33 protein-coding genes are annotated in these 24,288 nt (G+C 65.9%); all 33 read right to left on the reverse strand.

Translation table 11 applies throughout. The annotated features are described in order from the left end of the window. Positions 1–51: 51 nt before the first annotated feature. The 33 genes from rpsK to rpoC all read right to left on the reverse strand — a co-directional run bounded on the left by rpsK (position 52) and on the right by rpoC (position 24,239). Positions 52–441 (reverse strand): 30S ribosomal protein S11, encoded by a 390-nt coding sequence (gene rpsK, locus AC1RRW_RS10660; RefSeq protein ID WP_043237079.1) that lies wholly within the window; start codon positions 439–441, stop codon positions 52–54. Between the two features lie 119 nt (positions 442–560). After that, a complete protein-coding gene (rpsM, locus tag AC1RRW_RS10665) occupies positions 561–929 on the reverse strand; it encodes a 30S ribosomal protein S13 (protein ID WP_492900724.1) in 369 nt (122 codons plus the stop codon). 266 nt (positions 930–1,195) lie between these two features. Further along, a complete protein-coding gene (locus tag AC1RRW_RS10670) occupies positions 1,196–1,390 on the reverse strand; it encodes a hypothetical protein (protein ID WP_492900725.1) in 195 nt (64 codons plus the stop codon). 75 nt (positions 1,391–1,465) lie between these two features. Further along, positions 1,466–2,350: a bile acid:sodium symporter family protein gene (locus AC1RRW_RS10675; RefSeq protein WP_492900726.1), complete on the reverse strand. Its 885-nt coding sequence runs from the start codon at positions 2,348–2,350 to the stop codon at positions 1,466–1,468. A gap of 184 nt (positions 2,351–2,534) precedes the next feature. Continuing rightward, the gene (locus AC1RRW_RS10680; RefSeq protein WP_492900727.1) at positions 2,535–3,074 is read right to left on the reverse strand and encodes a tetratricopeptide repeat protein; all 540 of its coding nucleotides are present in this window, start codon (positions 3,072–3,074) and stop codon (positions 2,535–2,537) included. A gap of 152 nt (positions 3,075–3,226) precedes the next feature. Further along, the gene (locus AC1RRW_RS10685) at positions 3,227–3,808 is read right to left on the reverse strand and encodes an adenylate kinase (RefSeq protein WP_492900728.1); all 582 of its coding nucleotides are present in this window, start codon (positions 3,806–3,808) and stop codon (positions 3,227–3,229) included. A 259-nt stretch (positions 3,809–4,067) separates the two neighbouring features. Next, complete coding sequence (gene secY / locus AC1RRW_RS10690; RefSeq protein ID WP_492900729.1) at positions 4,068–5,405, reverse strand: preprotein translocase subunit SecY; 1,338 nt, start codon at positions 5,403–5,405, stop codon at positions 4,068–4,070. A 153-nt stretch (positions 5,406–5,558) separates the two neighbouring features. Further along, positions 5,559–6,035 (reverse strand): 50S ribosomal protein L15, encoded by a 477-nt coding sequence (gene rplO / locus AC1RRW_RS10695; RefSeq protein ID WP_492900730.1) that lies wholly within the window; start codon positions 6,033–6,035, stop codon positions 5,559–5,561. Between the two features lie 12 nt (positions 6,036–6,047). Then, entirely contained in the window at positions 6,048–6,245 is a 198-nt protein-coding gene (gene rpmD, locus AC1RRW_RS10700; RefSeq protein ID WP_068182025.1) for a 50S ribosomal protein L30, read from the reverse strand. 10 nt (positions 6,246–6,255) lie between these two features. Next, positions 6,256–6,819: a 30S ribosomal protein S5 gene (gene rpsE / locus AC1RRW_RS10705; protein WP_056714485.1), complete on the reverse strand. Its 564-nt coding sequence runs from the start codon at positions 6,817–6,819 to the stop codon at positions 6,256–6,258. 129 nt (positions 6,820–6,948) lie between these two features. Next, complete coding sequence (gene rplR / locus AC1RRW_RS10710) at positions 6,949–7,311, reverse strand: 50S ribosomal protein L18 (RefSeq protein ID WP_492900732.1); 363 nt, start codon at positions 7,309–7,311, stop codon at positions 6,949–6,951. 11 nt (positions 7,312–7,322) lie between these two features. Beyond that, positions 7,323–7,856 (reverse strand): 50S ribosomal protein L6, encoded by a 534-nt coding sequence (gene rplF / locus AC1RRW_RS10715; protein ID WP_492900733.1) that lies wholly within the window; start codon positions 7,854–7,856, stop codon positions 7,323–7,325. 35 nt (positions 7,857–7,891) lie between these two features. Further along, on the reverse strand, positions 7,892–8,290 hold the full coding sequence (gene rpsH, locus AC1RRW_RS10720) for a 30S ribosomal protein S8 (protein WP_068181809.1): 399 nt from the start codon (positions 8,288–8,290) through the stop codon (positions 7,892–7,894). Positions 8,291–8,302: 12 nt separating this feature from the next. Then, the gene (rpsN, locus tag AC1RRW_RS10725; protein ID WP_492900734.1) at positions 8,303–8,608 is read right to left on the reverse strand and encodes a 30S ribosomal protein S14; all 306 of its coding nucleotides are present in this window, start codon (positions 8,606–8,608) and stop codon (positions 8,303–8,305) included. A gap of 36 nt (positions 8,609–8,644) precedes the next feature. Then, on the reverse strand, positions 8,645–9,211 hold the full coding sequence (gene rplE, locus AC1RRW_RS10730; RefSeq protein WP_492900735.1) for a 50S ribosomal protein L5: 567 nt from the start codon (positions 9,209–9,211) through the stop codon (positions 8,645–8,647). Continuing rightward, positions 9,204–9,521 (reverse strand): 50S ribosomal protein L24, encoded by a 318-nt coding sequence (gene rplX / locus AC1RRW_RS10735; protein ID WP_492900736.1) that lies wholly within the window; start codon positions 9,519–9,521, stop codon positions 9,204–9,206. The genes rplE and rplX overlap by 8 nt, the downstream gene beginning before the upstream one ends. Beyond that, positions 9,521–9,889: a 50S ribosomal protein L14 gene (gene rplN, locus AC1RRW_RS10740; RefSeq protein ID WP_054144259.1), complete on the reverse strand. Its 369-nt coding sequence runs from the start codon at positions 9,887–9,889 to the stop codon at positions 9,521–9,523. The genes rplX and rplN overlap by 1 nt, the downstream gene beginning before the upstream one ends. A gap of 108 nt (positions 9,890–9,997) precedes the next feature. Next, positions 9,998–10,240 carry a 30S ribosomal protein S17 gene (gene rpsQ, locus AC1RRW_RS10745; RefSeq protein ID WP_492900737.1) on the reverse strand — a complete coding sequence of 81 codons (243 nt, stop codon included), beginning with the start codon at positions 10,238–10,240 and terminating at the stop codon, positions 9,998–10,000. An 11-nt stretch (positions 10,241–10,251) separates the two neighbouring features. After that, positions 10,252–10,464: a 50S ribosomal protein L29 gene (rpmC, locus tag AC1RRW_RS10750; protein ID WP_492900738.1), complete on the reverse strand. Its 213-nt coding sequence runs from the start codon at positions 10,462–10,464 to the stop codon at positions 10,252–10,254. Positions 10,465–10,475: 11 nt separating this feature from the next. After that, a complete protein-coding gene (rplP, locus tag AC1RRW_RS10755; protein ID WP_492900739.1) occupies positions 10,476–10,889 on the reverse strand; it encodes a 50S ribosomal protein L16 in 414 nt (137 codons plus the stop codon). A gap of 18 nt (positions 10,890–10,907) precedes the next feature. Continuing rightward, positions 10,908–11,618 carry a 30S ribosomal protein S3 gene (gene rpsC, locus AC1RRW_RS10760; protein ID WP_492900740.1) on the reverse strand — a complete coding sequence of 237 codons (711 nt, stop codon included), beginning with the start codon at positions 11,616–11,618 and terminating at the stop codon, positions 10,908–10,910. 10 nt (positions 11,619–11,628) lie between these two features. Further along, positions 11,629–12,012, reverse strand: coding sequence for a 50S ribosomal protein L22 (gene rplV, locus AC1RRW_RS10765; protein WP_068181790.1), 384 nt, complete (start codon positions 12,010–12,012; stop codon positions 11,629–11,631). A 3-nt stretch (positions 12,013–12,015) separates the two neighbouring features. Beyond that, entirely contained in the window at positions 12,016–12,294 is a 279-nt protein-coding gene (rpsS, locus tag AC1RRW_RS10770; RefSeq protein ID WP_056714527.1) for a 30S ribosomal protein S19, read from the reverse strand. 8 nt (positions 12,295–12,302) lie between these two features. Continuing rightward, positions 12,303–13,145: a 50S ribosomal protein L2 gene (gene rplB / locus AC1RRW_RS10775; protein WP_492900741.1), complete on the reverse strand. Its 843-nt coding sequence runs from the start codon at positions 13,143–13,145 to the stop codon at positions 12,303–12,305. Between the two features lie 16 nt (positions 13,146–13,161). Next, complete coding sequence (locus AC1RRW_RS10780; protein ID WP_492900742.1) at positions 13,162–13,473, reverse strand: 50S ribosomal protein L23; 312 nt, start codon at positions 13,471–13,473, stop codon at positions 13,162–13,164. Next, the gene (rplD, locus tag AC1RRW_RS10785) at positions 13,470–14,090 is read right to left on the reverse strand and encodes a 50S ribosomal protein L4 (protein WP_068181780.1); all 621 of its coding nucleotides are present in this window, start codon (positions 14,088–14,090) and stop codon (positions 13,470–13,472) included. Before rplD ends, AC1RRW_RS10780 begins: the two co-directional genes overlap by 4 nt. Beyond that, entirely contained in the window at positions 14,090–14,845 is a 756-nt protein-coding gene (gene rplC / locus AC1RRW_RS10790; RefSeq protein ID WP_492900743.1) for a 50S ribosomal protein L3, read from the reverse strand. Before rplC ends, rplD begins: the two co-directional genes overlap by 1 nt. 70 nt (positions 14,846–14,915) lie before the next feature. After that, the gene (gene rpsJ / locus AC1RRW_RS10795; protein WP_043237115.1) at positions 14,916–15,224 is read right to left on the reverse strand and encodes a 30S ribosomal protein S10; all 309 of its coding nucleotides are present in this window, start codon (positions 15,222–15,224) and stop codon (positions 14,916–14,918) included. Positions 15,225–15,293: 69 nt separating this feature from the next. Continuing rightward, complete coding sequence (tuf, locus tag AC1RRW_RS10800) at positions 15,294–16,484, reverse strand: elongation factor Tu (RefSeq protein ID WP_492900745.1); 1,191 nt, start codon at positions 16,482–16,484, stop codon at positions 15,294–15,296. A gap of 42 nt (positions 16,485–16,526) precedes the next feature. Continuing rightward, positions 16,527–18,602: an elongation factor G gene (gene fusA / locus AC1RRW_RS10805; protein ID WP_492900746.1), complete on the reverse strand. Its 2,076-nt coding sequence runs from the start codon at positions 18,600–18,602 to the stop codon at positions 16,527–16,529. A gap of 36 nt (positions 18,603–18,638) precedes the next feature. Continuing rightward, entirely contained in the window at positions 18,639–19,109 is a 471-nt protein-coding gene (gene rpsG, locus AC1RRW_RS10810) for a 30S ribosomal protein S7 (protein WP_492900747.1), read from the reverse strand. Between the two features lie 73 nt (positions 19,110–19,182). Further along, positions 19,183–19,554: a 30S ribosomal protein S12 gene (rpsL, locus tag AC1RRW_RS10815; protein WP_492900748.1), complete on the reverse strand. Its 372-nt coding sequence runs from the start codon at positions 19,552–19,554 to the stop codon at positions 19,183–19,185. A gap of 488 nt (positions 19,555–20,042) precedes the next feature. Next, positions 20,043–24,239 carry a DNA-directed RNA polymerase subunit beta' gene (gene rpoC / locus AC1RRW_RS10820; RefSeq protein ID WP_492900749.1) on the reverse strand — a complete coding sequence of 1,399 codons (4,197 nt, stop codon included), beginning with the start codon at positions 24,237–24,239 and terminating at the stop codon, positions 20,043–20,045. Positions 24,240–24,288: the final 49 nt, after the last annotated feature.

The raw sequence follows: 24,288 nt of genomic DNA on the forward strand, positions 1-24,288 counted from the left end.
GGGCCGCCCCGGACAGACGCCCGCCGGTGCGGGCGCCTCGAATATCGGGTGTCAGACGCGGCGGCGCTTGCGCGGGCGGCAGCCGTTATGCGGGATCGGCGTCACGTCGCGGATCGAGGTCACGGTGAAGCCGGCGGCCTGCAGGGCGCGCAGCGCCGATTCGCGGCCCGAACCCGGCCCGGTGACTTCGACCTCCAGCGTGCGCATGCCGTGCTCGGCGGCCTTGCGCGCGGCGTCCTCGGCCGCGACCTGCGCGGCATAGGGGGTCGACTTGCGCGAGCCCTTGAAGCCCATCGTGCCGGCCGAGGACCACGAGATCGTGTTGCCCTGCGCGTCGGTGATGGTGATCATGGTGTTGTTGAACGAGGCGTTCACATGGGCGACGCCGGAGACGATGTTCTTGCGTTCGCGACGGCGGACGCGTTGGGCTTCCTTGGCCATGGGTCTTTCATCCTTCAGGCGCGCCCGTGATGCCAGGCGCTGGGGAGAGGAAGGCAATCGGCAATGGGCGGTCGGCAATCGAAAAACGAATGCCTACCGCCGCCTGCCTGTTGCCGTTCTTATTTCTTCTTGCCGGCGATCGGCTTCGACTTGCCCTTGCGGGTGCGCGCATTGGTGTGCGTGCGCTGGCCGCGGACCGGCAGCGAGCGGCGATGGCGCAGGCCGCGATAGCAGCCGAGATCCATCAGGCGCTTGATGTTCATCGAGACCTCGCGGCGCAGATCGCCCTCGACGAGGTAGTCGCGGTCGATTGTCTCGCGGATCTGCAGCACTTCGGCGTCGGTCAGCTGGTTGACGCGGCGCTCGGCGGCGATGCCGACCTTCTCGCAAATTTCCTGGGCCTTGGCGGCGCCGATGCCGTGGATATACTGCAGGCCGATGACGACGCGCTTGCCGGTCGGAATGTTGACGCCCGCGATACGAGCCATGATCGTCTCTCCATGTGTCGGCCGCGACGCCCGCTGGGGGTCACGGCGATGAAAGATGCTCCGCGCCGGTGGAGGCCGGCCCTTGCGGTGCGTTGAGCCCGATCCACGCGAGAATGCGACGTCGTCCCTTCTCGCGAAGGCAACGGCATCGCTCACATGAAACCGAATGCCGGGTCGTTAGTCGGTTGCGGAGGCGGAGTCAACCCGTCCCGGAGGATGGCGACGCAGCGCTCAGGGCGCCCGGTCGGGCTCGGCCCTGCCGGGCCTCAATTCCTCCTTGATCGCGTTATCACGCTCCGGTCGGTGAGGCCGGGCGCGATCAGCTCGAGCCAGCGGCCGATGCGCATCTGCCGGGTCGTCAGCACCTCGCGCCGGCGGCGGTCGACACCCTCGACGATCATCCTGGCGCAAAGATCGACCGGCATCATCGCGTCGTCCCTGACCGCGTTCTCGCCGGGCATCCCGCCCCTGGCGTCAAAGCCGCGCCGGCGAATCTGCGTATCGACGACGCCCGGATAGGCGACGGTTGCCCCGCATCAGGCGCCGGGCGCCGGACGCCGACGCCGCAGCACCAGCACGCCGAAGAGTATGCCGGTGATGTACATCGAGATCGAATAGATCGCCGCCGGCAGGCCGATCGCGACGCTGCCGAGCACCGACAGCGCGATGTAGATCGCCAGCGTCGAGTTGTGGATGCCGATCTCGTAGCTGATCGCGACCGCGATCGGCCGGGCGAGCCCGACCGCCCGGGCGAGATAATAGCCGGAACCGAGGCTGATCGCGTTGAACAGGATCACCGCGGGCGCAAGCGAGGCCAGGCTCGCCATCAGCGACTGGCGCTCCTGCACGATGGCGATGACGGCGAAGCTCGCCAGCACCGCGATGCTGAAGAGCTTGAACGGCTTTTCGGCGCGGCCTGCGAACTCCGGCCAGCGCGCCGCCACCGCCATGCCGATGGCGACCGGGATCAGCACGATGGCGACGACCTGCATCACCTTGCCGAATTGCAGCGGCACGACCGGCAACGCTCCCGGCCCCGCCGGAGCGAACTGGCCGATCGCGAGATTGGCGACGAGCGGCATGCCGACGATCGACAGCAGCGTCGTGATCGCGGTCAGCGAGACGTTCATCGCGACATTGCCGCCGAAGAGATGGCTGAAGAGATTGGCCGAGACGCCGCCCGGCGAAGCGGCCAGCAGCAGGAGCCCGACCGCATAGGCCGGCGACAGCCCGAACATCAGAACGATCCCGAGGCAGACCAGCGGCAGCACGACCATCTGCAGCACGAGCGCCAGCGCCAGCGCGGCCGGATGCTTCAGGACGCGCGTGAAATCGGCGACGCGCAGCGACAGCCCGAGGCCGAGCATGACCAGCGCCAGCGCGATCAGCAGCATCGTGGGCAATACGTCCAGAAACGTCACCGCGCTCGCCCCCCGTTTCCCTGCCTCGAGCTCTTCGGCCAGTTCCCGGCGACCTCGCCGGGTACTCGTTCTGTATGGAACCATAAACGGAGGCGCGGTTCAAAGCGCCGTCCTGAACAGGGATTGGCCGGAAGGCGGAATGCCCCTCGCGCCGATATGCGGTCCATGCAGCCGCCCGTGGCGCTCAGCAGCCGGCGATCTGGCGCAAGGCGCCGAGGTCGGGCCGCAGCTCTGGCGGCGGCCCCCTGCTCTCGGCGGTCTGAAGCGCCTCGCACGCCTTTTCCAGACGGCCGGTCTGGGCATAGGCGAAGCCGAGATTGCTGAAGTGCATCGCTTGCGCCGCCGGATGCCTCGTCACGGCTTCGAGCAGCGGCACGGCCGCGGCGGCACGGCGCTCGACGAGCAGGAAGCGCGCGTAATCCGCCTGGATCGGGGCATCACCCGGTTTCAGCCTCGAGGCGATCAGGAAAAGCTCATCGGCGAAGCCTGCATCGCGGAAGCGGCCGGACACAACAACGGCAAAGCCGTGATAGATCTCGGGGCCCGCCGGAATCAGCAGCCAGGCCTGATTGAAGCGGCGCGCGGCCAGCGCGAAGTCGTTTGCGCGAATAGCGGCCCAGGCTTGCGCGATCGCGCCGCGGTAGCTGGCCTCCCGGCCTGGGCTCGCGACGACGGTATCGACGAACTGGCGGTCGGCCGCGAGCTGCTGCTGCGTCTTCGGCAAAAGCCCGAAGAAGGGCTGCTCGTTGATCGGGGCGTCGAGTCGCCGCTTCGAGATCGTAACGCCGGGAGCGACCTCGCCGGTCTCGGCGAAGGCAGGGCCGGCGCAAACCATCAAAGCCAGCACGACCGCGACGATGCGGCTGCGCCGCCGCATCAGCCGGCCAGCGCCCTTTCGATCGCCGCCGTCACCGCATCGATCGGCTGCATGCCGTCGATGGCGACGATCTGCCCGCGCTTCTCGTAATAGGGCGCGACCACGGCGGTATCGCGGTTATAGGCCTCCAGCCGGATCTTGAAGACCTCCGGATCGTCGTCCTTGCGCACCGGCTGTCCGGCGGCCTTGGCCTCGTCGGCGCGCTTGACGATGCGCTCGACCAGCTTGCTCTGGTCGACCTTGAGCTCCAGCACCGTGTCGAGCTTCAGACCCTTGGAGGCGAGCATGGCGTCGAGCGCCTGCGCCTGCGCCAGCGTGCGCGGAAAGCCGTCGAGGATGAAGCCCGGCTTCGCGTCGGGCTCCTCGATCCGGTCGGCGACGATGCCGATGACGATCTCGTCCGAGACCAGCCCGCCGGCGTCCATCACCGCCTTGGCCTTGACGCCGACGGGCGTGCCCGCAGCGACGGCGGCGCGCAGCATGTCGCCGGTCGAGAGTTGCGGAATGCCATGCTTCGCGACGATACGCGCTGCCTGAGTGCCCTTCCCCGCCCCCGGAGGTCCCAGAAAGATCAGTCGCATTTAAGAGCCTCTACCCCCAACCGAGCCAGTCTCGACGCCGGCAATTCGTTCGCTCCGCCAGGAGCATCATGAAGCCGATCCAAGGTATCGGCGAATGTCGCGACGCCGCGGGAGCGAATTCCCGGCGCCGCAGATGGGCTTTGGAGAGCCGACTGCGGCGTCGAATCTGCTCACCGATGCAGGTGTCGGCTGCGCGCTTCTCCTGGCATCCGTCTCCTCCAAAACCCATCGAGACCGGCTCGCTTGGGGCTAGAGGCTCCTAACGCTTCGCTCCCCTCAGCTTCGCCTTCTTGACCAGCCCCTCATACTGATGGGCCAGCAGATGTCCATGGACTTGCGCCACGGTGTCCATCGTCGTCGTCACCACGATCAGCAGCGAGGTGCCGCCGAGCAGGATGATCGGTATCTGGGCATAGCTGATCATGAGCTCGGGAACCAAGCAGACGATAGTCAAATAGCCGGCGCCGATCACGGTGATGCGGGTCAGAACCCGGTCGATATGCTCGGCGGTGCGCTCGCCGGGTCGGATGCCCGGCATGAAGCCGCCGTGCTTCTTGAGGTTGTCGGCCGTCTCGACCGGATTGAACACGATCGCGGTGTAGAAGAAGCAGAAGAAGATGATCAGCGCCACGTATAGGGTCATGAACAGCGGCCGGCCATGGGACAGATAGGTCGCCATCGTCGCCAGGATGCCGGTGCCGCCGGAGGCCTGGCTGAAGCTCGCGATCGTCGTCGGCAGCAGCAGCAGCGAGGAGGCGAAGATCGGCGGGATCACGCCGGCGGTGTTGAGCTTCAGCGGCAGGAACGAGGTCTGGCCCTCGTACATCCGGTTGCCGACCTGGCGCTTGGGATAGTTGATCAGCAGCCGGCGCTGGGCCCGTTCCATGAACACGCAGAATGCGATGACGCAGATCGCCATCACCAGGATCAGCAGCAGCAATCCGGTCGAGATCGCGCCCTGGCGGCCGAGCTCGAGCGTCTGGGCGAGCTGCGCCGGAAACTCGGCGATGATGCCGGCGAAGATGATCATCGAGGTGCCGTTGCCGATGCCGCGGCTGGTGATCTGCTCGCCGAGCCAGAGCAGGAACATCGTTCCGCCGACGAGCGTGACCGTGGTCGACAGCAGGAAGAACGGCCCCGGCTCCAGCACGAGATTGCCCGAGCCCTGCAGGCCCACGCCGATGCCATAGGCCTGGAACAGCGCCAGGAACAGCGTCAGGTAGCGCGTGTACTGGTTCAGGACCTTGCGGCCCTGCTCGCCTTCCTTCTTGAGCTGCTCGAAGGTCGGCACCACGCTGGAGAGCAGCTGGATGATGATCGAGGCCGAGATGTAGGGCATGATCGCGAGCGCGAAGATCGCCAGACGCCCGACCGCGCCGCCCGAGAACATGTTGAACAGGCCGAGCACGCCGGACTGCGACTGCTTGAACAGATCGGCAACGGCGTCGGGGTTCATGCCAGGCAGCGGCACATAGGTGCCGAGCCGGTAGACCACCAGCGCGCCCAGTGTGAACCAGATCCGCTTCTTCAGCTCGTCCGCCTTGGCGAACGCGCCGAAGTTCAGGTTTGAAGCAAGCTGTTCAGCCGCCGATGCCATGCGTCCGGTCCCTGGGTCGTGAAATCATCGAGTCCGGACCCCTCGCCCGCTGGCCGCGAAGCGAAAAGCGGTCGGAGGTCCGTCTTATAGCCGAACGGCGGCCTGGGCTTCGCGCCCGGCCGCCGTTCGCGCCATGTCATTTAAGCGTCCGACTCACGACTGTGAAGCGGTTGCCAGAATCTTGATCGAACCGCCGGCCTTCTCGATCGCCTCGACGGCCGACTTGGAGGCCCCGGCCACCTCGAAGGCGAGCTTGGCCTTGAGTTCGCCGACGCCGAGGATCTTGACGCCGTCCCTGGCCTGACGCGTGATCACGCCAGCGGCGACCAGCGCCTCGATGGTGACCGCGCCCTTGGCGTCGAGCTTGCCGGCCTCGACCGCCTGCTGGATCCGCCCGAGATTGACCTCGTTCAGGTCCTTGGCGAAGAGGTTGTGGAAGCCGCGCTTGGGCAGGCGGCGATAGAGCGGCATCTGGCCGCCTTCGAAGCCCTTGACCGCCACGCCGGCGCGGGCCTTCTGACCCTTGACGCCGCGGCCGCCGGTCTTGCCCTTGCCGGAGCCGATGCCCCGGCCGACGCGGATGCGCGACTTGTGCGCGCCTTCGTTGTCACGAATGTCGGTGAGTTTCATCGAACGCTCCCCTCACTTCGCATCGACGACGCGCACGAGATGCCTGACCTTGTCGATCATGCCCCGCACGGCCGGGGTGTCGACCAGGGTCGACTGCCGGCGGATCTTGTTCAGGCCGAGACCGATCAGGGTCTGGCGCTGGGACGCCTCGCGGCGGATCGGCGAACCGATCTGCTCGACGACGACTGTCGCTTCAGCTTTCTTTGCCATGATCGCCCCCTCACGCTTCGGCCGCGGCGTCGGCGCCGGCATCGCGGCGACGCGTCTGCAGGGCCGAGACCTTCAGCGAACGGCGCGCGGCGACGCCGCGCGGCGAGTCCTCGTTCTTCAGCGCGTCGAACGTCGCGCGGACGAGGTTGTACGGGTTCGAGGAGCCGAGCGACTTCGACACCACGTCCTGCATGCCGACCGCCTCGAAGACGGCGCGCATCGGGCCGCCGGCGATGATGCCGGTACCGGCCGGAGCCGCGCGCAGCACGACCTTGCCGGCGCCGTGACGGCCCTGGACGTCGTGATGGAGCGTGCGGCCTTCGCGCAGCGGGATGCGGACGAGGCCGCGCTTGGCGGCTTCCGTCGCCTTGCGGATCGCTTCCGGAACTTCGCGGGCCTTGCCGTGGCCGAAGCCGACGCGGCCCTTCTGATCGCCGACGACGACGAGGGCGGCGAAGCCGAAGCGACGCCCGCCCTTCACCACCTTGGCGACGCGGTTGATGTGGACCAGGCGGTCCACGAATTCGGAATCGCGCTCTTCGCGATCCTGACGGTCTCTCGGCTCTCTCGCCATGGTCTGCCCTCTTACTTGCGCGGTCGCGGCCTCACAGCCTCGCCGCTCGCTCGAGCGTCCCGTATGGGACGACGTGAAATGCGTCGCGGAGAACCGGATATCCGGCTCCCCGCGACGCGGTCTCAAAACTCAGAAATTCAGCCCGGCCTCGCGCGCGGCTTCCGCCAGCGCCTTGACCCGGCCGTGATACATGTAGGAGCCGCGGTCGAAGACCACGTCCTTCACGCCAGCCTTGACGGCGCGCTCGGCGATCAGCTTGCCGATCGTAGCGGCCGCCGCGACATTCGCGCCCGACTTGAGATCGGTGCGGACATCCTTGTCCAGCGACGAGGCGGAAGCGAGGGTGACACCCTTCACGTCGTCGATGACCTGGGCGTAGATCTGCTTGCCGGTGCGGTGCACCGACAGGCGGGCGCGGCCGTTGGCGACCGCCTTGATGGAACGACGGACGCGGGCCTTGCGGCGCGCAGTCGCAACTGTCTGCTTGCTCATGGCTGGCGTCCTTACTTCTTCTTGCCTTCCTTGCGGAAGATGAACTCGCCGGCGTATTTGACGCCCTTGCCCTTGTAGGGCTCGGGGCCGCGATAGTCGCGGATCTCGGCGGCGATCTGGCCGACCACCTGCTTGTCGATGCCGGTGATGACGATTTCGGTGGGCTTCGGCGTCACGATCGCGACCCCTTCCGGGATCGGATAGTCGATGTCGTGGCTGTAGCCGAGCGACAGCTTGAGCACCTTGCCGGCGACGGCGGCCTTGTAGCCGACGCCGTTGATCTCGAGCTTCTTCTCGAAGCCGGTCGTGGCGCCGACGACGAGATTGTTGATGCGGGCGCGCGAGGTGCCCCAGAGCGCGCGGGCGCGCTTCGACTGCGAACGCGGCTGGACCGCGATCGCGCCGTTCTCCAGCGCCACCGAGACGTCCTCGGGAACGCTGAAGGAGAGCTCGCCTTTCGAGCCCTTGATCTTGACGAGCTGGCCGGCGACGTTGGCGGTGACGCCGGCGGGGACCGGAACGGGCTTCTTGCCGATACGAGACATTGGATTTCTCCTGAAATGAGCGGCGTGCGAAAGGTCTAGAAGACCTTGCAGAGCACTTCGCCGCCCACGTTCTGTTCGCGGGCAAGGTGATCGGGCATCACACCCTTCGGCGTCGAGATGATGGTCACGCCGAGGCCGTCGGCCACGCGTGGCATCGTCTCCACCGAGGAATAGACGCGGCGGCCGGGCTTCGACACGCGCGAGATCGACCGGATGACCGGCAGCCCCTCGTGGTATTTCAGCTCGATGTCGAACTCGGTCCGGCCGTTGCCGAACTCGGTCTGGGTGTAGCCGCGGATGTAGCCCTCGGACTGAAGCACGTCGAGCACGCGGGCCCTGAGCTTCGAACCGGGGGTCGAAACGCGCGACTTGCGCCGCATCTGCGCATTGCGGATGCGGGTCAGCATGTCTCCGAGCGGATCAATGATCGCCATGATGCGTCCTCCTCACCAGCTCGACTTGACGAGGCCGGGAACCAGCCCCTTGTTGCCGAGCTCGCGCAGCGCAACGCGCGACATCTTCAGCTTGCGATAGAATGCGCGCGGACGGCCCGTCACCTCGCAGCGGTTGCGCACGCGGGTCGGAGCCGAGTTGCGCGGCAGTTCGGCCAGCTTGAGGCGAGCGAGGAAACGCTCGTCCATGGACTGGCTTTCGTCATTGGCGATCGCGAGAAGCCGCGCGCGCTTGCCGGCGAATTTCTTCACCAGCCGCTTGCGGGCGTTGTTGTTCTCGACGGAGCTTTTCTTAGCCATCGATCTCTCCTGGTTTCCGCGTATGAGCGGCGAGGCTCACTGCCGGAACGGGAAGTTGAAGTGCTTGAGCAAGGCGCGCGCCTCGTCGTCCGACTTCGCAGTCGTGCAGACGATCACGTCCATGCCCCACACGGCGTCGACCTTGTCGTAGTTGATTTCGGGGAACACGATGTGCTCCTTGATCCCGAGCGCGAAATTGCCGCGCCCGTCGAACGACTTCGGGTTGAGACCACGGAAGTCGCGCACGCGCGGCAAGGCGATGGTGACGAGCCGGTCGACGAACTCGAACATCCTGGTCTTGCGCAGCGTGACCTTGCAGCCGACCGCCATGTTCTCGCGCAGCTTGAAGCCGGCGATGGCGAGACGGGACTTGGTGATGACCGGCTTCTGGCCGGCGATCAAGGCGAGGTCGCCGGCGGCGCTGTCGACCTTCTTGCGGTCGGCGGTCGCCTCGCCCACACCCATGTTGATGACGATCTTGTCGATCGTCGGCACTTCCATGGCGTTCTTGTAGCCGAATTCCTTGATCATCGCCGGGCGGACGACGTCCTCGTAATGCTTCTTCATGCGCGGCGTGAGGGCCGCCTGCTGATTCTCAGCCATCGATCAGATCCCCCGAGCGCTTGGCGAAACGGACCTTGCGGCCGTCATCCAGTACCTTGAAGCCGACCCGCGTCGCCTTGCCGTCCTTGGGATCGGCGATGGCGATGTTCGACAGGTCGATGGTGGCCTCTTTCGAGATGATGCCGCCTTCGGAGGTCTGCGACTGCTTGGTGTGCTTCCTGACCATGTTGACGCCGCGAACGACGGCGCGGCCGTCCTTCGGCAGGACCTGGAGCACTTCGCCGGCCTTGCCCTTGTCGCGGCCGGCCAGCACGACGACCTTGTCGCCCTTCTTGATTTTCGCGGCCATCACAGCACCTCTGGCGCAAGCGAGATGATCTTCATGTGGTTCTTGGCGCGCAGCTCGCGCGGAACCGGCCCGAAGATGCGGGTGCCGACAGGCTCCTTCTGGTTGTTGATCAGCACGGCCGCGTTGCGGTCGAACCGGATCACCGAACCATCGGCGCGCTTGACGTCCTTGGCGGTGCGAACGACGACCGCCTTCATGACGTCGCCCTTCTTCACGCGGCCGCGGGGAATGGCTTCCTTGATCGAGACGACGATGATGTCGCCGATGCGGGCATAGCGCCGCTTCGACCCGCCGAGAACCTTGATGCACATCACGCGACGGGCGCCGGAATTGTCCGCGACCTCGAGATTCGTCTGCACCTGGATCATGGCCTTGATCCTTCCATGCTGAATATCAGCGCGGTTTCCGGCGCGGCATCAGCGCCGACCGGACTACGGCTGACGGGGGTCGATCGCCCCCTGGCCTCAAATTCTGACTTACGCTTTGGGGGCGTTGTCGAGCACGACCCAGCTTTTCAGCCTGGAAATCGGCTTGGACTCCTCGATCCAGACCTGATCCCCGACCTTGAACGCCTGCGCCTCGTCATGGGCGTGATAGTTCTTGGTCCGGCGAACCGTCTTCTTGAGGAGCGGGTGCGTATAGCGCCGCTCGACCTTCACCACAATAGTTTTGTTCTGCTTGTCGCTGACGACGACGCCCTGCAGCACGCGCTTCGGCATGATCGTTCTCCTCAGGCGGCCGACGCGGCGGTCTTGGACCGCTGCAGCGTCTTGATGCGGGCGATGTCCTTGCGGACCTCGGTGACCCGCGCGGTGTTCTCGAGCTGGCCGGTGGCGCGCTGGAAGCGCAGGTTGAACTGCTCCTTCTTCAGCTTCAGGAGCTCGTCCTGCAGCAGGTCCACGCTCATGGCCTTGAGGTCGGAGAGGCGTTGTGCGGCTTTCATATCGTCCTCCCCTACTCTGCGATGCGCTGGATGAAGCGGGTCTTGATCGGCAGCTTGGCCGCGCCGAGACGCATCGCCTCGCGGGCGGTGTCCTCGGGCACGCCGTCGATCTCGAACATGATCCGGCCCGGCTTGACCTTGGCCGCCCAGAACTCGGGCGCGCCCTTGCCCTTGCCCATGCGGACTTCGGTCGGCTTCTTCGACACCGGCACGTCCGGGAAGATCCGGATCCAGACGCGGCCGGCGCGCTTCATGGCGCGCGTGATCGCGCGGCGGGCCGCCTCGATCTGGCGGGCGGTGACGCGCTCCGGCTCCTGCGCCTTCAGGCCGTACTGGCCGAAATTGAGGTCCGTGCCGCCCTTGGCGACGCCGGCGATGCGCCCCTTGAACTGCTTGCGGAACTTGGTCTTCTTCGGTTGCAACATGGCTCTTCTCGATCAGCCTTACGCGGCATGGTCGCGACGATCGCGACCGCCGGAGCGGCCACCCTCGTCGGACAAGCGCTTGTCCTGGGCCATCGGGTCGTGTTCGAGGATCTCGCCCTTGAAGATCCAGACCTTGATGCCGCACGTGCCATAGGTGGTGAAGGCGGTGCCGACACCGTAATCCACGTCGGCGCGCAGCGTGTGCAGCGGAACGCGGCCCTCGCGATACCATTCGAGGCGCGCGATCTCGGCGCCGCCGAGACGGCCCGAGCAGTTGATGCGGATGCCCTCGGCGCCCAGACGCATCGCCGACTGCACGGCGCGCTTCATGGCGCGGCGGAAGGCGACGCGGCGCTCGAGCTGCTGCGCGATCGAATCGGCGACCAGCGTGGCGTCGATCTCGGGCTTGCGGACCTCGACGATGTTGATGGTCACGTCGGCCTTGGTCAGCTTCATCACCGACTTGCGCAGCTTCTCGATGTCGGCGCCCTTCTTGCCGATCACCACGCCCGGACGCGCCGAGTGGATGGTGACGCGGCACTTCTTGTGCGGGCGCTCGATGATGATCTTCGAGATCGCGGCCTGCTTGAGCATCTTCATGAGCATGGCGCGGATCGCCATGTCCTCATGCAGCAGCTTGCCGTACTCGCCCTTCTGGGCGAACCAGCGCGAATCCCAGGTGCGGTTGATGCCGAGGCGAAGCCCGATCGGATTGATTTTCTGACCCATCGTTCTCTCCTCAGGCCTTGGCCGCGGCGACTTCGCGCACCACGATCGTGATGTTCGCGAAGGGCTTCAGGATGCGGGCGCCACGGCCGCGGGCGCGGGCATGGAAACGCTTCATCACCAGCGCCTTGCCGACGAAGGCCTGCGCCACGACGAGATCGTCGACGTCGAGATCATGGTTGTTCTCGGCGTTGGCGATCGCGCTCTGCAGGCATTTGCGCACGTCCAGCGAGATCCGCTTGCGCGAAAACTCGAGGTCGGCGAGCGCGGTCGAGACCTTCTTGCCGCGGATGAGCTGGGCGAGGAGGTTCAGCTTCTGCGGGCTGACGCGGAGGTTGCGGGCGACCGCGACGGCTTCGTTGTCGGGCAGCGCACGGGGGAAGGATGCTTTTCCCATGGCTTACTTCCTCTTCGCCTTCTTGTCGGCGGCGTGCCCGTGGAAGGTGCGCGTCGGCGAGAACTCGCCGAACTTGTGGCCCACCATCTCCTCGGACACGGACACCGGCACATGCTTGTGGCCGTTGTAGACGCCGAACGTCAGACCGACGAACTGCGGCAGGATCGTGGAGCGGCGGCTCCAGATCTTGATGACCTCGGACCGGCTCGCCGAACGGGCGACCTCGGCCTTTTTCAGAAGGTATCCGTCGACGAACGGACCTTTCCAAAGCGAACGCGCCATGACGGACCTCAGTTCTTCTTCTTGCGGGCGTGACGGCTCGACACGATGAAGGTGTCGGTCCGCTTGTTCGAGCGGGTCTTCTTGCCCTTGGTCGGCTTGCCCCAGGGGGTCACCGGGTGACGACCGCCCGAGGTGCGGCCTTCGCCGCCGCCATGGGGATGGTCGACAGGGTTCATCGAGACGCCGCGGTTATGCGGACGACGGCCGAGCCAGCGCGAGCGACCCGCCTTGCCGTCGTTCCTGTTCATGTGGTCGGGGTTCGAGACCGCGCCCACGGTGGCATAGCACAGGCCGCTGATCAGGCGCTGCTCGCCCGAGTTCAGGCGGACGATGACGTAGCCCTGGTCGCGGCCGACGATCTGGGCGTAGTTGCCCGCGGACCGGGCGAGCGCCCCGCCCTTGCCGATCTTGAGCTCGACATTGTGGACGATCGTGCCGATCGGCAGCGTGCCCATCGGGGCGGCGTTGCCGGGCTTCACGTCGACCGACGGGCCCGAGATCACGCCGTCGCCGACGGCGAGGCGCTGCGGGGCCAGGATGTAGGCCTGCTCGCCGTCCTGATACTTGATCAGGGCGATGAACGCCGTGCGGTTGGGATCGTACTCGATCCGCTCCACGACGGCCGGGATGCCGTCCTTGCCGCGGCGCTTGAAGTCGATCAGGCGCAGCGTCCGCTTGTGTCCGCCGCCGCGGAAGCGGACGGTTACGCGGCCGAGATTGTTGCGGCCGCCCGTGGACGACTTGCCCTCGGTCAGCACCTTGAGCGGCTTGCCCTTGTAGAGTTCGCTGCGGTCGACGATCACGAGCTGGCGAAGGCTCGGCGTGATCGGCTTGAATGATTTCAGAGCCATGATGACGATCTTTCCCTCAGAGGCCCGTGGTCACGTCGATGGAGTGACCTTCTTCGAGGGTCACGACCGCCTTCTTGACGTCCGAGCGCTGGCCGAGACGGCCCCGGAAGACCTTCATCTTCCCTTCGGTGACGATCGTGTTGACGCTCTTGACCTTGACGTCGAAGAGCTTCTCGATCGCCGCCTTGATCTGCGGCTTGGTCGCCGTCCTGGCGACCTTGAAGACGACCTTGTTGTGCTCGGAGAGCATCGTCGCCTTCTCGGTGATCACCGGCGCCACGATCACGTCGTAGTGGCGGGGATCCAGATTCTTGGATGCCTGGCTCATTTGAAGCGCGCCTCCAGCGCATCGACAGCCGAGCGGGTCAAGACGAGCTTGGTGCGACGCAGGATGTCATAGACGTTGATGCCCTGGACCGGCAGCACGTCGACATTCGGGATCGAACGCGCGGCCAGGCCGAAATTCACGTCGATCTCGGCGCCGCCGATGACCAGCGCGCTCGACAGGTCGAGCTTGCTGAAATGGCCGAGCAGGATCTTGGTCTTCGGCTCCGCGAGCTTCGCGTCGTCGATGATGATGATCTCCGAGCCCTTGGCCTTGGCCGAGAGCGCGTGGCGGAGCGCGAGCGCCCTCACCTTCTTGGGCAGGTCATGGGCGTGATCGCGCACGATCGGGCCGAAGGCCTTGCCGCCGCCGCGGAACTGCGGGGCGGAAGCCGCGCCGTGGCGTGCGCCGCCGGTGCCCTTCTGCTTGTAGATCTTCTTGCGGGTGCGGTCGACTTCCGAGCGGCCCTTGGACTTGTGCGTGCCGGCGCGGCGCTTGGCGAGCTGGTAGCGCACCATGCGGGCGAGGATGTCGGCGCGCGGCTCGAGGCCGAAGATCGCGTCGGACAGTTCGACCGAACCGGCAGAGCCGCCTTCGAGGGTGGTGATATCGAGCTTCATCACGCGTTCTCCTCGGCGGTCTCGGTGGCGGGAGCCTGCGTCTGGTCGGCCTTGGCCGCATCAGCCCTGGCAGCGTCGCCGGCGGTGCGGAACTTGCCGGGAAGCGGAGCATCCTTGGGCAGCGCGCGCTTGATCGCGTCGCGGACATGGATCCAGCCGCCGGCATGGCCCGGAACCGCGCCCTCGACCAGGATCAGGCCGCGCTCGACGTCCGTCTGGACGACGCGCAGGTTCTGGGTGGTGACGCGCTCGACGCCGAGATGGCCGGGCATCTTCTTGTTCTTGAAGGTCTTGCCCGGGTCCTGACGGCCGCCGGTCGAGCCGATCGAACGATGCGAGACCGAGACGCCGTGGGTGGCGCGCAGGCCGCCGAAGTTCCAGCGCTTCATGCCGCCGGCGAAGCCCTTGCCGAGCGTCGTGCCGGAGACATCGACGAACTGGCCGACCACGAAATGGTCGGCGGTGAGCTCGGCGCCGACCGGGATCAACGCGTCGTCGCTGACGCGGAACTCGACGATCTTGCGCTTGGGCTCGACCTTGGCCACGGCGAAATGACCGCGCTCAGCCTTCGAGACGTTCTTGACCTTGGCCAAGCCCGACCCGAGCTGCACGGCGACATAGCCGTTCTTCTCGATCGTGCGATGCGCGACGACCTGGCAGTTGTCGAGCTTCAGCACGGTGACCGGGATATGTTCGCCGGCATCGGTGAAGATGCGGGTCATCCCGACTTTCTGTGCAATCACACCGGAACGCATCGGTGCATACCTTCCCTTGGGGTCATGTTCTGCCAGCTCAAAGACTGGCGACAGAGGACCCGGCTAAAGATCAGAGCTTGATTTCGACGTCGACGCCGGCGGCGAGATCGAGCTTCATGAGGGCGTCGACCGTCTGCGGGGTCGGGTCGACGATGTCGAGAACCCGCTTGTGGGTCCGCATTTCGAACTGCTCGCGCGACTTCTTGTCGATGTGCGGCGAGCGGTTGACCGTGAACTTCTCGATGAGCGTCGGCAGCGGGATGGGACCGCGGACCTGCGCGCCAGTCCTCTTCGCGGTCGACACGATCTCGCGCGTTGAGGCGTCGAGGATGCGGTGGTCGAACGCCTTGAGGCGGATCCGGATGTTCTGACCGTTCATGGTCTTGTCTTCCTCGTGACGTGAGTAGGCGGAGGCCCGGTAGGGCCTTCGCCCTCACGAAAACGCTGGTTACGCGATGATGCTGGCGACGACGCCTGCTCCGACGGTGCGTCCGCCTTCGCGGATGGCGAAGCGCAGCTTCTCCTCCATCGCGATCGGCACGATCAGGTGCACCTCCATGGCGATGTTGTCGCCCGGCATCACCATCTCCGTGCCCTCGGGCAGGTGCACCACCCCGGTCACGTCCGTCGTGCGGAAGTAGAACTGCGGCCGGTAGTTGGTGAAGAACGGCGTGTGGCGCCCGCCCTCCTCCTTGGTCAGGATGTAGGCCTCGGCCTTGAACTTCGTGTGCGGCTTGACCGAGCCCGGCTTGCACAGCACCTGGCCGCGCTCGACGTCCTCGCGCTTGGTGCCGCGCAGCAGCGCGCCGATGTTGTCGCCCGCCTGGCCCTGGTCGAGCAGCTTGCGGAACATCTCGACGCCCGTCACCGTCGTCTTGACCGTGTCCCTCAGGCCCACGATCTCGATCTCCTCGCCGACCTTGACGATCCCGCGCTCGACCCGGCCCGTCACAACCGTGCCGCGGCCCGAGATCGAGAACACGTCCTCGACCGGCATCAGGAAGGGCTGGTCGATCGGGCGCTCCGGCTGCGGGATGTAGTCGTCGACCGTCTTCATCAGCGCCACAACCGCGTCATGGCCGATCGCCTTGTCGCCGTTGTCGAGCGCGACCTTGGCCGAGCCCTTGGTGATCGGGATGTCGTCGCCCGGGAAGTCGTACTTCGACAGAAGCTCGCGGATCTCCATCTCGACCAGCTCGAGCAGCTCCGCGTCGTCGACCAGGTCGACCTTGTTCATGAACACCACCAGAGCCGGAACGCCGACCTGGCGCGCCAGCAGGATGTGCTCGCGCGTCTGCGGCATCGGACCGTCCGCCGCCGACACAACCAGGATCGCGCCGTCCATCTGCGCCGCGCCCGTGATCATGTTCTTCACATAGTCGGCGTGGCCGGGGCAGTCGACATGCGCGTAGTGCCGGTTCGCCGTCTCGTACTCGACATGCGCCGTCGAGATCGTGATCCCGCGAGCCTTCTCCTCCGGAGCCTTGTCGATCTGGTCATAGGCCGTGAACGACGCCCCGCCGGACTCCGCCAGAACCTTCGTGATCGCAGCCGTCAAAGACGTCTTGCCATGGTCGACGTGACCAATCGTCCCAATGTTGCAATGCGGCTTCGTGCGAGCGAATTTCTCTTTGGCCATCGTAGCCTCCGTCCGTCAGATCATCTGTTGCGTGAAAGCAGGTCAGGCGTACTTGGCCTGGACCTCGGCGGCGACCGCCGAAGGAACCTGCTCGTAGTGGTCGAACTGCATGGTGTAGTTGGCCCGGCCCTGGCTGAACGAGCGCAGCTGGTTGACGTAGCCGAACATGTTGGCCAGCGGCACCATCGCGTTCACGACGACCGCGTTGCCGCGCATGTCCTGGCCCTGGATCTGGCCGCGCCGCGAGTTCAGGTCGCCGATGACCGAGCCGGTATAGTCCTCCGGCGTCACCACCTCGACCTTCATGATCGGCTCGAGCAGCACCGAGCCGGCCTTCTGCAGGCCTTCGCGAAGGCCGGCGCGGGACGCGATCTCGAAGGCGAGCGCCGAGGAGTCGACCTCGTGGAAGGCGCCGTCCGTCAGCGAGACCTTGACGTCGACGACCGGGAAGCCGGCGAGCACGCCGGAGCCGATCACGGAGTTGAGGCCCTTCTCGACGCCCGGGATGTACTCCTTCGGCACCGCGCCGCCGATGATCTTCGACTCGAACTCGAAGCCCTTGCCGGTCTCGTTCGGCTCGACCGTGAACTTGACGCGGGCGAACTGGCCCGTGCCGCCGGTCTGCTTCTTGTGGGTATAGTCGACATCGACCTTCCTGGTGATGGTCTCGCGATAGGCCACCTGCGGCGCGCCGATATTGGCGTCGACCTTGTAGGTCCGGCGCAGGATGTCGACCTTGATGTCGAGATGCAGCTCGCCCATGCCCTTGAGGATGGTCTGGCCGCTCTCCTGGTCGGTCGAGACGCGGAAGGACGGATCCTCGTTGGCGAGCTTGGCCAGCGCCAGACCCAGCTTCTCCTGGTCGGCCTTCGACTTCGGCTCGATCGCGATCGTGATGACCGGCTCGGGGAACTCCATCCGCTCCAGGATGACGGGCTTCAGCGGGTCGCACAGCGTATCGCCGGTGCGGACATCCTTGAGGCCGGCCAGGGCGACGATGTCGCCGGCATAGGCCTCCTTGATGTCCTCGCGGTTGTTCGCGTGCATCAGCAGCATGCGGCCGACGCGCTCTTTCTTGTCGCGGGTCGAGTTGATCACGCCCGCGCCGGTCTCGATCTTGCCCGAGTAGACGCGGCAGAAGGTGATCGTGCCGACGAAGGGGTCGTCCATGATCTTGAAGGCGAGCATGGCGAAGGGATCTTCGTCGGTCGGCTTGCGGGTGGTCGGCTCCTCGGTCTTGAAGTCGATGCCCTCGACCTCGCCGCGATCGGTCGGCGACGGCAGGAAGTCGACGACGGCGTCGAGCAGGGGCTGCACGCCCTTGTTCTTGAAGGCCGAGCCGCAGAGCACGGGATGGAAGGCCCGGCGCTGAACGGCGGTGCGGATCAGGCGGCGCAGGGTCTCGACGTCGGGCTCGGCGCCCTCGAGATAGGCCTCCATCGCCGTGTCGTCCATGTCGACGGCGGCCTCGACCAGCTTGTTGCGGTATTCGGCGGCCTTCTCGGCGAGATCGGCCGGGATGTCCTTCTCCTCGAAGGACGCGCCAAGCGCCTCTCCGTTCCAGACGATCGCCTTCATCTTGATCAGGTCGACGACGCCGACGAAGTCCGACTCCGCCCCGATCGGGATCTGCAGGCAGACCGGCTTGCCGGCGACACGGTCGATGATGTCCTGGACGCAGCGATAGAAATCGGCGCCGATCTTGTCCATCTTGTTGACGAAGACGACGCGCGGCACGTCGTACTTGTCGGCCTGGCGCCAGACGGTCTCGGTCTGGGGCTCGACGCCCTGGTTGCCGTCGAGCACGCAGACGGCGCCATCGAGCACGCGCAGCGACCGCTCGACCTCGATGGTGAAGTCGACGTGGCCGGGGGTGTCGATGATGTTCAGGCGATGGTCGCGCCACAGGCAGGTGGTCGCGGCCGACGTGATCGTGATGCCACGCTCCTGCTCCTGCTCCATCCAGTCCATGGTGGCGGCGCCGTCATGGACTTCGCCGATCTTGTGCGACTTGCCGGTGTAGTACAGCACGCGCTCGGTCGTCGTCGTCTTGCCGGCGTCGATATGCGCCATGATGCCGAAATTGCGGTATCGGGCGATCGGATGGGAACGGGGCATGGGAGTGCTCTGTCTGTCCTGGAGTCCGGGAGCCGCTTACCAGCGGTAATGCGAGAAGGCGCGGTTGGCTTCCGCCATCCGGTGCGTGTCTTCGCGCTTCTTGACGGCGTTGCCGCGGTTGTTGGCCGCGTCCATGAGCTCGGCCGAGAGGCGCTCGACCATGGTCTTGTCGTTGCGGCCGCGGGCGGCCGAGATCAGCCAGCGGATCGCCAGCGCCTGACGGCGCTCGGTGCGGACCTCGACCGGAACCTGGTAGGTGGCGCCGCCGACGCGACGCGAACGGACCTCGATCGCCGGAGCGACGTTCTCGAGCGCGCTCTTGAACACGGCGAGCGGATCGCTCTTCATCTTGCCCTCGATGATGTCGAAGGCCCCGTAGACGATCCGCTCGGCGGTCGACTTCTTGCCTTCGTACATCACCGAATTCATGAATTTCGTCACGATGATGTCGTGGAACTTCGGATCGGGAATGATCTCGCGCTTTTCGGCGCTGTGGCGGCGGGACATCGTCTAGTCTCCGGTCAAATCTTGAAACGCTGCGAACGGGCCCGGGCTCGTCGCCCTGCCCGTCTGGCAGAACTCACTTCGGACGCTTGGCGCCGTATTTGGAACGGCGCTGCTTGCGGTTCTTGACGCCCTGGGTGTCGAGCACGCCGCGCAGGATGTGGTAGCGCACGCCGGGCAGGTCCTTGACGCGGCCGCCGCGGATCATGACGACGGAGTGCTCCTGGAGGTTGTGGCCCTCGCCGGGAATGTAGCCGATCACCTCGAAGCCGTTGGTCAGGCGCACCTTGGCGACCTTGCGGAGCGCCGAGTTCGGCTTCTTCGGGGTCGTGGTGTAGACGCGCGTGCAGACGCCGCGCTTCTGCGGGCAATTCTCGAGCGCCGGCGCGGTGTTGCGCGCCTTGACGGGCGTGCGCGGCTTGCGGATCAGCTGGCTGATTGTCGGCATTGAACAGGCCTCTCGCTCCGTTGAGCGTTTGGAAATCTCAAAAATCCCGCCAGTTCGCGCGATGCCATGACACAAACGAAGCCGCGCCATCGGCTCCCGGCAGGGAGGCCTCAGGCGCGTTCGCCAAGCAGAGGAACGCGCGTTGCCCCGCGTTCATGCATCATACCATGTCGTCGTTCGACGCTGGAGTTCCGAAGGCGTTTCGGCCGCGACATTCGCTCGCAACAGAGGCTAAGCGACAAACGTGTCCGACAACCTTCGACAGTGGCGCGCTTATGACTCGGGCGGGGATTCGCGTCAACCCCGGAAATGACCCGAAAACGGCTTTGCGCGCTGTCCGGCGCGCGGATCGGGGCGGTTCGGCGGGACAGCCGGTCGCAACCTCACAATCTTGCTGCGCCGGCCGCCTTGGCGCAACGAAGCCTCCGGCCGAAGTAACAAAAAGGGGCCGCCCGAAGGCGACCCCTGATGGTCGATCAGGACGCGTCCTACTCCGCCGCGGGCAGAGCAGCCGCGGCCGCGTCGTTCGCGGCCTTGGCCGCCCTCGCCGCCGCATCGGCCTTCTGGCCGACGATGAGGTCGTCGCGGCGCGTCGCCACCTGCTTGATGCGGGCGACCTGCGCGCCGGTGCCGGCCGGGATCAGCGAGCCGACGATGACGTTCTCCTTCAGGCCTTCCAGCATGTCCGACTTGCCGTTGACCGCCGCTTCCGTGAGGACGCGGGTGGTCTCCTGGAACGAGGCCGCCGAGATGAACGAACGCGTCTGCAGGCTCGCCTTGGTGATGCCGAGCAGCACGGGGACGCCGGATGCGGGCTTCTTGCCCTCCTCCGCCATCTTCGCGTTGATCTCCTGCAACTCGATGCGGTCGACCTGGTCGCCGGTCAGGATGTCGGTGTCGCCCGACTCCGTGATCTCGACCTTCTGCAGCATCTGCCGGACGATCACCTCGATGTGCTTGTCGTTGATGCCGACGCCCTGGAGGCGATAGACCTCCTGGATCTCGTTCACCAGATAAGCCGCCAGCTCCTCGACGCCCTTGATCGCCAGGATGTCGTGCGGGGCCGGGTTGCCGTCGAGGATGTAGTCGCCCATCTCGACGACGTCGCCGTCCTGGAGATGGATGTGCTTGCCCTTGGGGATCAGGTATTCCAGCCCCTCGGAACCGTCATGCGGCGTCAGCGTGACGCGACGCTTGTTCTTGTAGTCCTTGCCGAAGCCGATCACGCCGGCCTTCTCGGCGATGATCGCCGCATCCTTCGGGCGGCGCGCCTCGAACAGCTCCGCCACGCGCGGCAGGCCGCCCGTGATGTCGCGGGTCTTGGCCGAGTCGGTCGAGACGCGGGCGAGCACGTCGCCGGCCTTGATCGACGCGCCGGGCTCCATCGAGATGATGCCCTCGACGGGCAGAATGTAGCGGGCTTCGCCGCCGCGCGGCAGCTTGGCGATCTTGCCGTCGGGCCCGTGCACGGTCAGCGCCGGTCGCAGGTCCGAGGTCCGGGCCGAGCCGCGCCAGTCGATGACGACGCGCTTGGAGATGCCGGTCGCCTCGTCGGTCGTCTCGGTGATCGACATGCCGTCCACGAGATCCTCGTAGCCGACGCTGCCGTCCACTTCCGCCAGGATCGGGCGGGAATAGGGATCCCACTCGATCAGGCGCTGGCCGCGCTTGACCTTGTCGCCCTCGTCGACCCTGAGCTTCGAGCCGAACTGGACGCGATGGACCGCGCGCTCGGCGCCGTCCGGGCCGGTGATGACGATCGCGATGTTGCGCGCCATGGCGATCAGGTCGCCGTCGGAGTTCCGCGCGACGTTGCGGTTGCGCATCTTGACCACGCCCTCGAAGTTCGATTCGACGAAGGACTGGTCGGCGATGGTGGCCGCGCCGCCGATGTGGAAGGTGCGCATGGTGAGCTGCGTGCCGGGCTCGCCGATCGACTGCGCCGCGATGACGCCGACGGCCTCGCCCATGTTGACGGGCGTGCCGCGGGCGAGATCGCGCCCGTAGCAGGTGGCGCAGACGCCGTTCTTGGTGGCGCAGGTCAGGACCGAACGGATCTTCACCTCCTGCACGCCGGCGGCGTTGATCGCCTCGATGTGGCTCTCGTCGATCATCGTGCCCTTGGCGACGAGGACCTTGCCGTCGATGTCGGTGACATCCTCCGCGGCCGAGCGGCCGAGGATGCGGATGCCGAGCGAGGCGACGACCTGGCCCGCGTCGATGATGGCGCGCATCTTGATGCCGCTCTCCGAGCCGCAATCGGTCTCGGAGATGATGGCGTCCTGCGCCACGTCGACGAGACGGCGCGTCAGATAGCCGGAGTTGGCCGTCTTCAGCGCGGTGTCGGCGAGGCCCTTGCGGGCGCCGTGCGTCGAGTTGAAATACTCGAGCACGTCGAGGCCTTCCTTGAAGTTCGAGATGATCGGGCTCTCGATGATCTCGCCGGACGGCTTCGCCATCAGGCCGCGCATCGCCGCGAGCTGCTTCATCTGAGCCGGCGAGCCGCGCGCGCCCGAGTGGCTCATCATGTAGATCGAGTTGATCGGCAGATCGCGACCGTCCTTGTCCTTCTTCACGGTCGAGATGCGGGCCATCATCTCCTGGGCGAGCTTGTCGGAGCACTTCGCCCAGGCGTCGACGACCTTGTTGTACTTCTCGCCCTGGGTGATCAGGCCGTCCTGGTACTGCTGCTCGTAATCCTTGGCGAGCGCGCGGGTCGTGTCGACGATCTCCCACTTGTTCTCCGGCACGACCATGTCGTCCTTGCCGAAGGAGATGCCGGCCTTGAAGGCGTGGGTGAAGCCGAGCGACATGATCCGGTCGCAGAAGATCACCGACTCCTTCTGACCGCAGCCGCGATAGACGGCGTCGATCATCCCGGAGATTTCCTTCTTCGTCATCAGGCGGTTGCTGACGTCGAAGGTCATGTTCGGGTGCCTCGGCAGCGCCGTCGAGAGGATGACGCGGCCCGGCGTGGTGTCGTAGATCCTGGTGTAGGGCTTGCCGTCCTGGCCGACGCCGGTCCAGCGGTATTTGATCTTCGAATGCAGCGTCACGACCTTCTCGTGCAGCGCGTATTCGAGCTCGCCGAAATCGCCGAAGACCTTGCCCTGGCCCGGCTCGCCGTCGGAGACGATCGAGAGGTAGTACAGGCCGAGCACGATGTCCTGCGACGGCACGATGATCGGCAGACCGTTGGCCGGGTGCAGAATGTTGTTGGTCGACATCATCAGGACGCGCGCTTCCAGCTGCGCCTCGAGCGACAGCGGGACGTGCACGGCCATCTGGTCGCCGTCGAAGTCGGCGTTGAAGGCGGCGCAGACCAGCGGATGGAGCTGGATCGCCTTGCCTTCGATCAGCACGGGCTCGAAGGCCTGGATGCCGAGGCGATGCAGCGTCGGCGCGCGGTTCAGCAGCACCGGATGCTCGCGGATGACCTCGTCCAGGATGTCCCAGACCTCGGGCTTCTCCTTCTCGACCAGCTTCTTGGCCTGCTTGACCGTGGTCGAGTAGCCCTTGGCGTCGAGGCGCGCATAGATGAACGGCTTGAACAGCTCGAGCGCCATCTTCTTGGGCAGCCCGCACTGGTGCAGCTTCATCTCCGGGCCGACCACGATGACCGAGCGGCCGGAATAGTCGACGCGCTTGCCGAGCAGGTTCTGCCGGAAGCGGCCCTGCTTGCCCTTCAGCATGTCGGCGAGCGACTTCAGCGGGCGCTTGTTGGCGCCGGTGATGACGCGGCCGCGGCGACCGTTGTCGAACAGCGCGTCGACCGATTCCTGCAGCATCCGCTTCTCGTTGCGGATGATGATGTCGGGCGCGCGCAGCTCGATCAGCCGCTTCAGGCGGTTGTTGCGGTTGATGACGCGGCGATACAGGTCGTTGAGGTCGGAGGTCGCGAAGCGGCCGCCGTCGAGCGGCACCAGCGGGCGCAGATCGGGCGGGATCACCGGGACGATGGTCATGACCATCCATTCCGGCTTGTTGCCCGACTGCTGGAACGCCTCGATGATCTTGAGGCGCTTCATCAGCTTCTTGGGCTTCAGCTCCGACGTCGTCGTCGCGATCTCATGCTTGAGATCGGCGTTGATCTGGTCGAGGTCGAGCGCGCGCAGCATCTCGCGGATCGCTTCCGCGCCGATCATGGCGGTGAAGGTGTCGGCGCCGTATTCCTCCTGGCAACGGACATACTCCTCTTCCGAGAGCAGTTGCCGGTCCTTGAGCGGCGTCAGACCCGGCTCGATGACGACATAGCTCTCGAAATAGAGGATGCGCTCCAGATCCTTGAGCGGCATGTCCATCAAGAGGCCGATGCGCGAGGGCAGCGACTTCAGGAACCAGATATGGGCGACCGGGGCTGCGAGCTCGATATGGCCCATGCGCTCGCGCCGGACGCGCGCGAGCGTGACTTCCACGCCGCACTTCTCGCAGATCACGCCCTTGAACTTCATGCGCTTGTACTTGCCGCACAGGCACTCGTAGTCCTTGATCGGCCCGAAGATGCGGGCGCAGAACAGGCCGTCGCGCTCCGGCTTGAAGGTCCGGTAGTTGATGGTCTCCGGCTTCTTGATCTCGCCATAGGACCAGGACAGGATCTTCTCCGGGCTGGCGATCGAGATGCGGATCGCATCGAACGCCTGCTGCACCGGCTGCTGGCCGAAAAGGTTCATGACCTCTTGCTTCATCGCCTGTCTCCTGTTGCCGGAAGGGCTCGCGCCACTTTCTCCAGCCAAA

Source organism: Allobosea sp. GW821-FHT12C12 (genome assembly GCF_058807355.1).

Coding starts and splice junctions, on each gene's coding strand:
- rpsK (WP_043237079.1), bottom strand. CDS start 441: ATGGCCAAGGAAGCCCAACGCGTCCGCCGTCGCGAACGCAAGAACATC.
- rpsM (WP_492900724.1), bottom strand. CDS start 929: ATGGCTCGTATCGCGGGCGTCAACATTCCGACCGGCAAGCGCGTCGTC.
- AC1RRW_RS10670 (WP_492900725.1), bottom strand. CDS start 1,390: ATGCCCGGCGAGAACGCGGTCAGGGACGACGCGATGATGCCGGTCGAT.
- AC1RRW_RS10685 (WP_492900728.1), bottom strand. CDS start 3,808: ATGCGACTGATCTTTCTGGGACCTCCGGGGGCGGGGAAGGGCACTCAG.
- secY (WP_492900729.1), bottom strand. CDS start 5,405: ATGGCATCGGCGGCTGAACAGCTTGCTTCAAACCTGAACTTCGGCGCG.
- rplO (WP_492900730.1), bottom strand. CDS start 6,035: ATGAAACTCACCGACATTCGTGACAACGAAGGCGCGCACAAGTCGCGC.
- rpmD (WP_068182025.1), bottom strand. CDS start 6,245: ATGGCAAAGAAAGCTGAAGCGACAGTCGTCGTCGAGCAGATCGGTTCG.
- rpsE (WP_056714485.1), bottom strand. CDS start 6,819: ATGGCGAGAGAGCCGAGAGACCGTCAGGATCGCGAAGAGCGCGATTCC.
- rplR (WP_492900732.1), bottom strand. CDS start 7,311: ATGAGCAAGCAGACAGTTGCGACTGCGCGCCGCAAGGCCCGCGTCCGT.
- rplF (WP_492900733.1), bottom strand. CDS start 7,856: ATGTCTCGTATCGGCAAGAAGCCCGTTCCGGTCCCCGCCGGCGTCACC.
- rpsH (WP_068181809.1), bottom strand. CDS start 8,290: ATGGCGATCATTGATCCGCTCGGAGACATGCTGACCCGCATCCGCAAT.
- rpsN (WP_492900734.1), bottom strand. CDS start 8,608: ATGGCTAAGAAAAGCTCCGTCGAGAACAACAACGCCCGCAAGCGGCTG.
- rplE (WP_492900735.1), bottom strand. CDS start 9,211: ATGGCTGAGAATCAGCAGGCGGCCCTCACGCCGCGCATGAAGAAGCAT.
- rplX (WP_492900736.1), bottom strand. CDS start 9,521: ATGGCCGCGAAAATCAAGAAGGGCGACAAGGTCGTCGTGCTGGCCGGC.
- rplN (WP_054144259.1), bottom strand. CDS start 9,889: ATGATCCAGGTGCAGACGAATCTCGAGGTCGCGGACAATTCCGGCGCC.
- rpsQ (WP_492900737.1), bottom strand. CDS start 10,240: ATGCCGAAGCGCGTGCTGCAGGGCGTCGTCGTCAGCGACAAGCAGAAC.
- rpmC (WP_492900738.1), bottom strand. CDS start 10,464: ATGAAAGCCGCACAACGCCTCTCCGACCTCAAGGCCATGAGCGTGGAC.
- rplP (WP_492900739.1), bottom strand. CDS start 10,889: ATGTTGCAACCGAAGAAGACCAAGTTCCGCAAGCAGTTCAAGGGGCGC.
- rpsC (WP_492900740.1), bottom strand. CDS start 11,618: ATGGGTCAGAAAATCAATCCGATCGGGCTTCGCCTCGGCATCAACCGC.
- rplV (WP_068181790.1), bottom strand. CDS start 12,012: ATGGGAAAAGCATCCTTCCCCCGTGCGCTGCCCGACAACGAAGCCGTC.
- rpsS (WP_056714527.1), bottom strand. CDS start 12,294: ATGGCGCGTTCGCTTTGGAAAGGTCCGTTCGTCGACGGATACCTTCTG.
- rplB (WP_492900741.1), bottom strand. CDS start 13,145: ATGGCTCTGAAATCATTCAAGCCGATCACGCCGAGCCTTCGCCAGCTC.
- AC1RRW_RS10780 (WP_492900742.1), bottom strand. CDS start 13,473: ATGAGCCAGGCATCCAAGAATCTGGATCCCCGCCACTACGACGTGATC.
- rplD (WP_068181780.1), bottom strand. CDS start 14,090: ATGAAGCTCGATATCACCACCCTCGAAGGCGGCTCTGCCGGTTCGGTC.
- rplC (WP_492900743.1), bottom strand. CDS start 14,845: ATGCGTTCCGGTGTGATTGCACAGAAAGTCGGGATGACCCGCATCTTC.
- rpsJ (WP_043237115.1), bottom strand. CDS start 15,224: ATGAACGGTCAGAACATCCGGATCCGCCTCAAGGCGTTCGACCACCGC.
- tuf (WP_492900745.1), bottom strand. CDS start 16,484: ATGGCCAAAGAGAAATTCGCTCGCACGAAGCCGCATTGCAACATTGGG.
- fusA (WP_492900746.1), bottom strand. CDS start 18,602: ATGCCCCGTTCCCATCCGATCGCCCGATACCGCAATTTCGGCATCATG.
- rpsG (WP_492900747.1), bottom strand. CDS start 19,109: ATGTCCCGCCGCCACAGCGCCGAAAAGCGCGAGATCATTCCCGATCCG.
- rpsL (WP_492900748.1), bottom strand. CDS start 19,554: ATGCCGACAATCAGCCAGCTGATCCGCAAGCCGCGCACGCCCGTCAAG.
- rpoC (WP_492900749.1), bottom strand. CDS start 24,239: ATGAAGCAAGAGGTCATGAACCTTTTCGGCCAGCAGCCGGTGCAGCAG.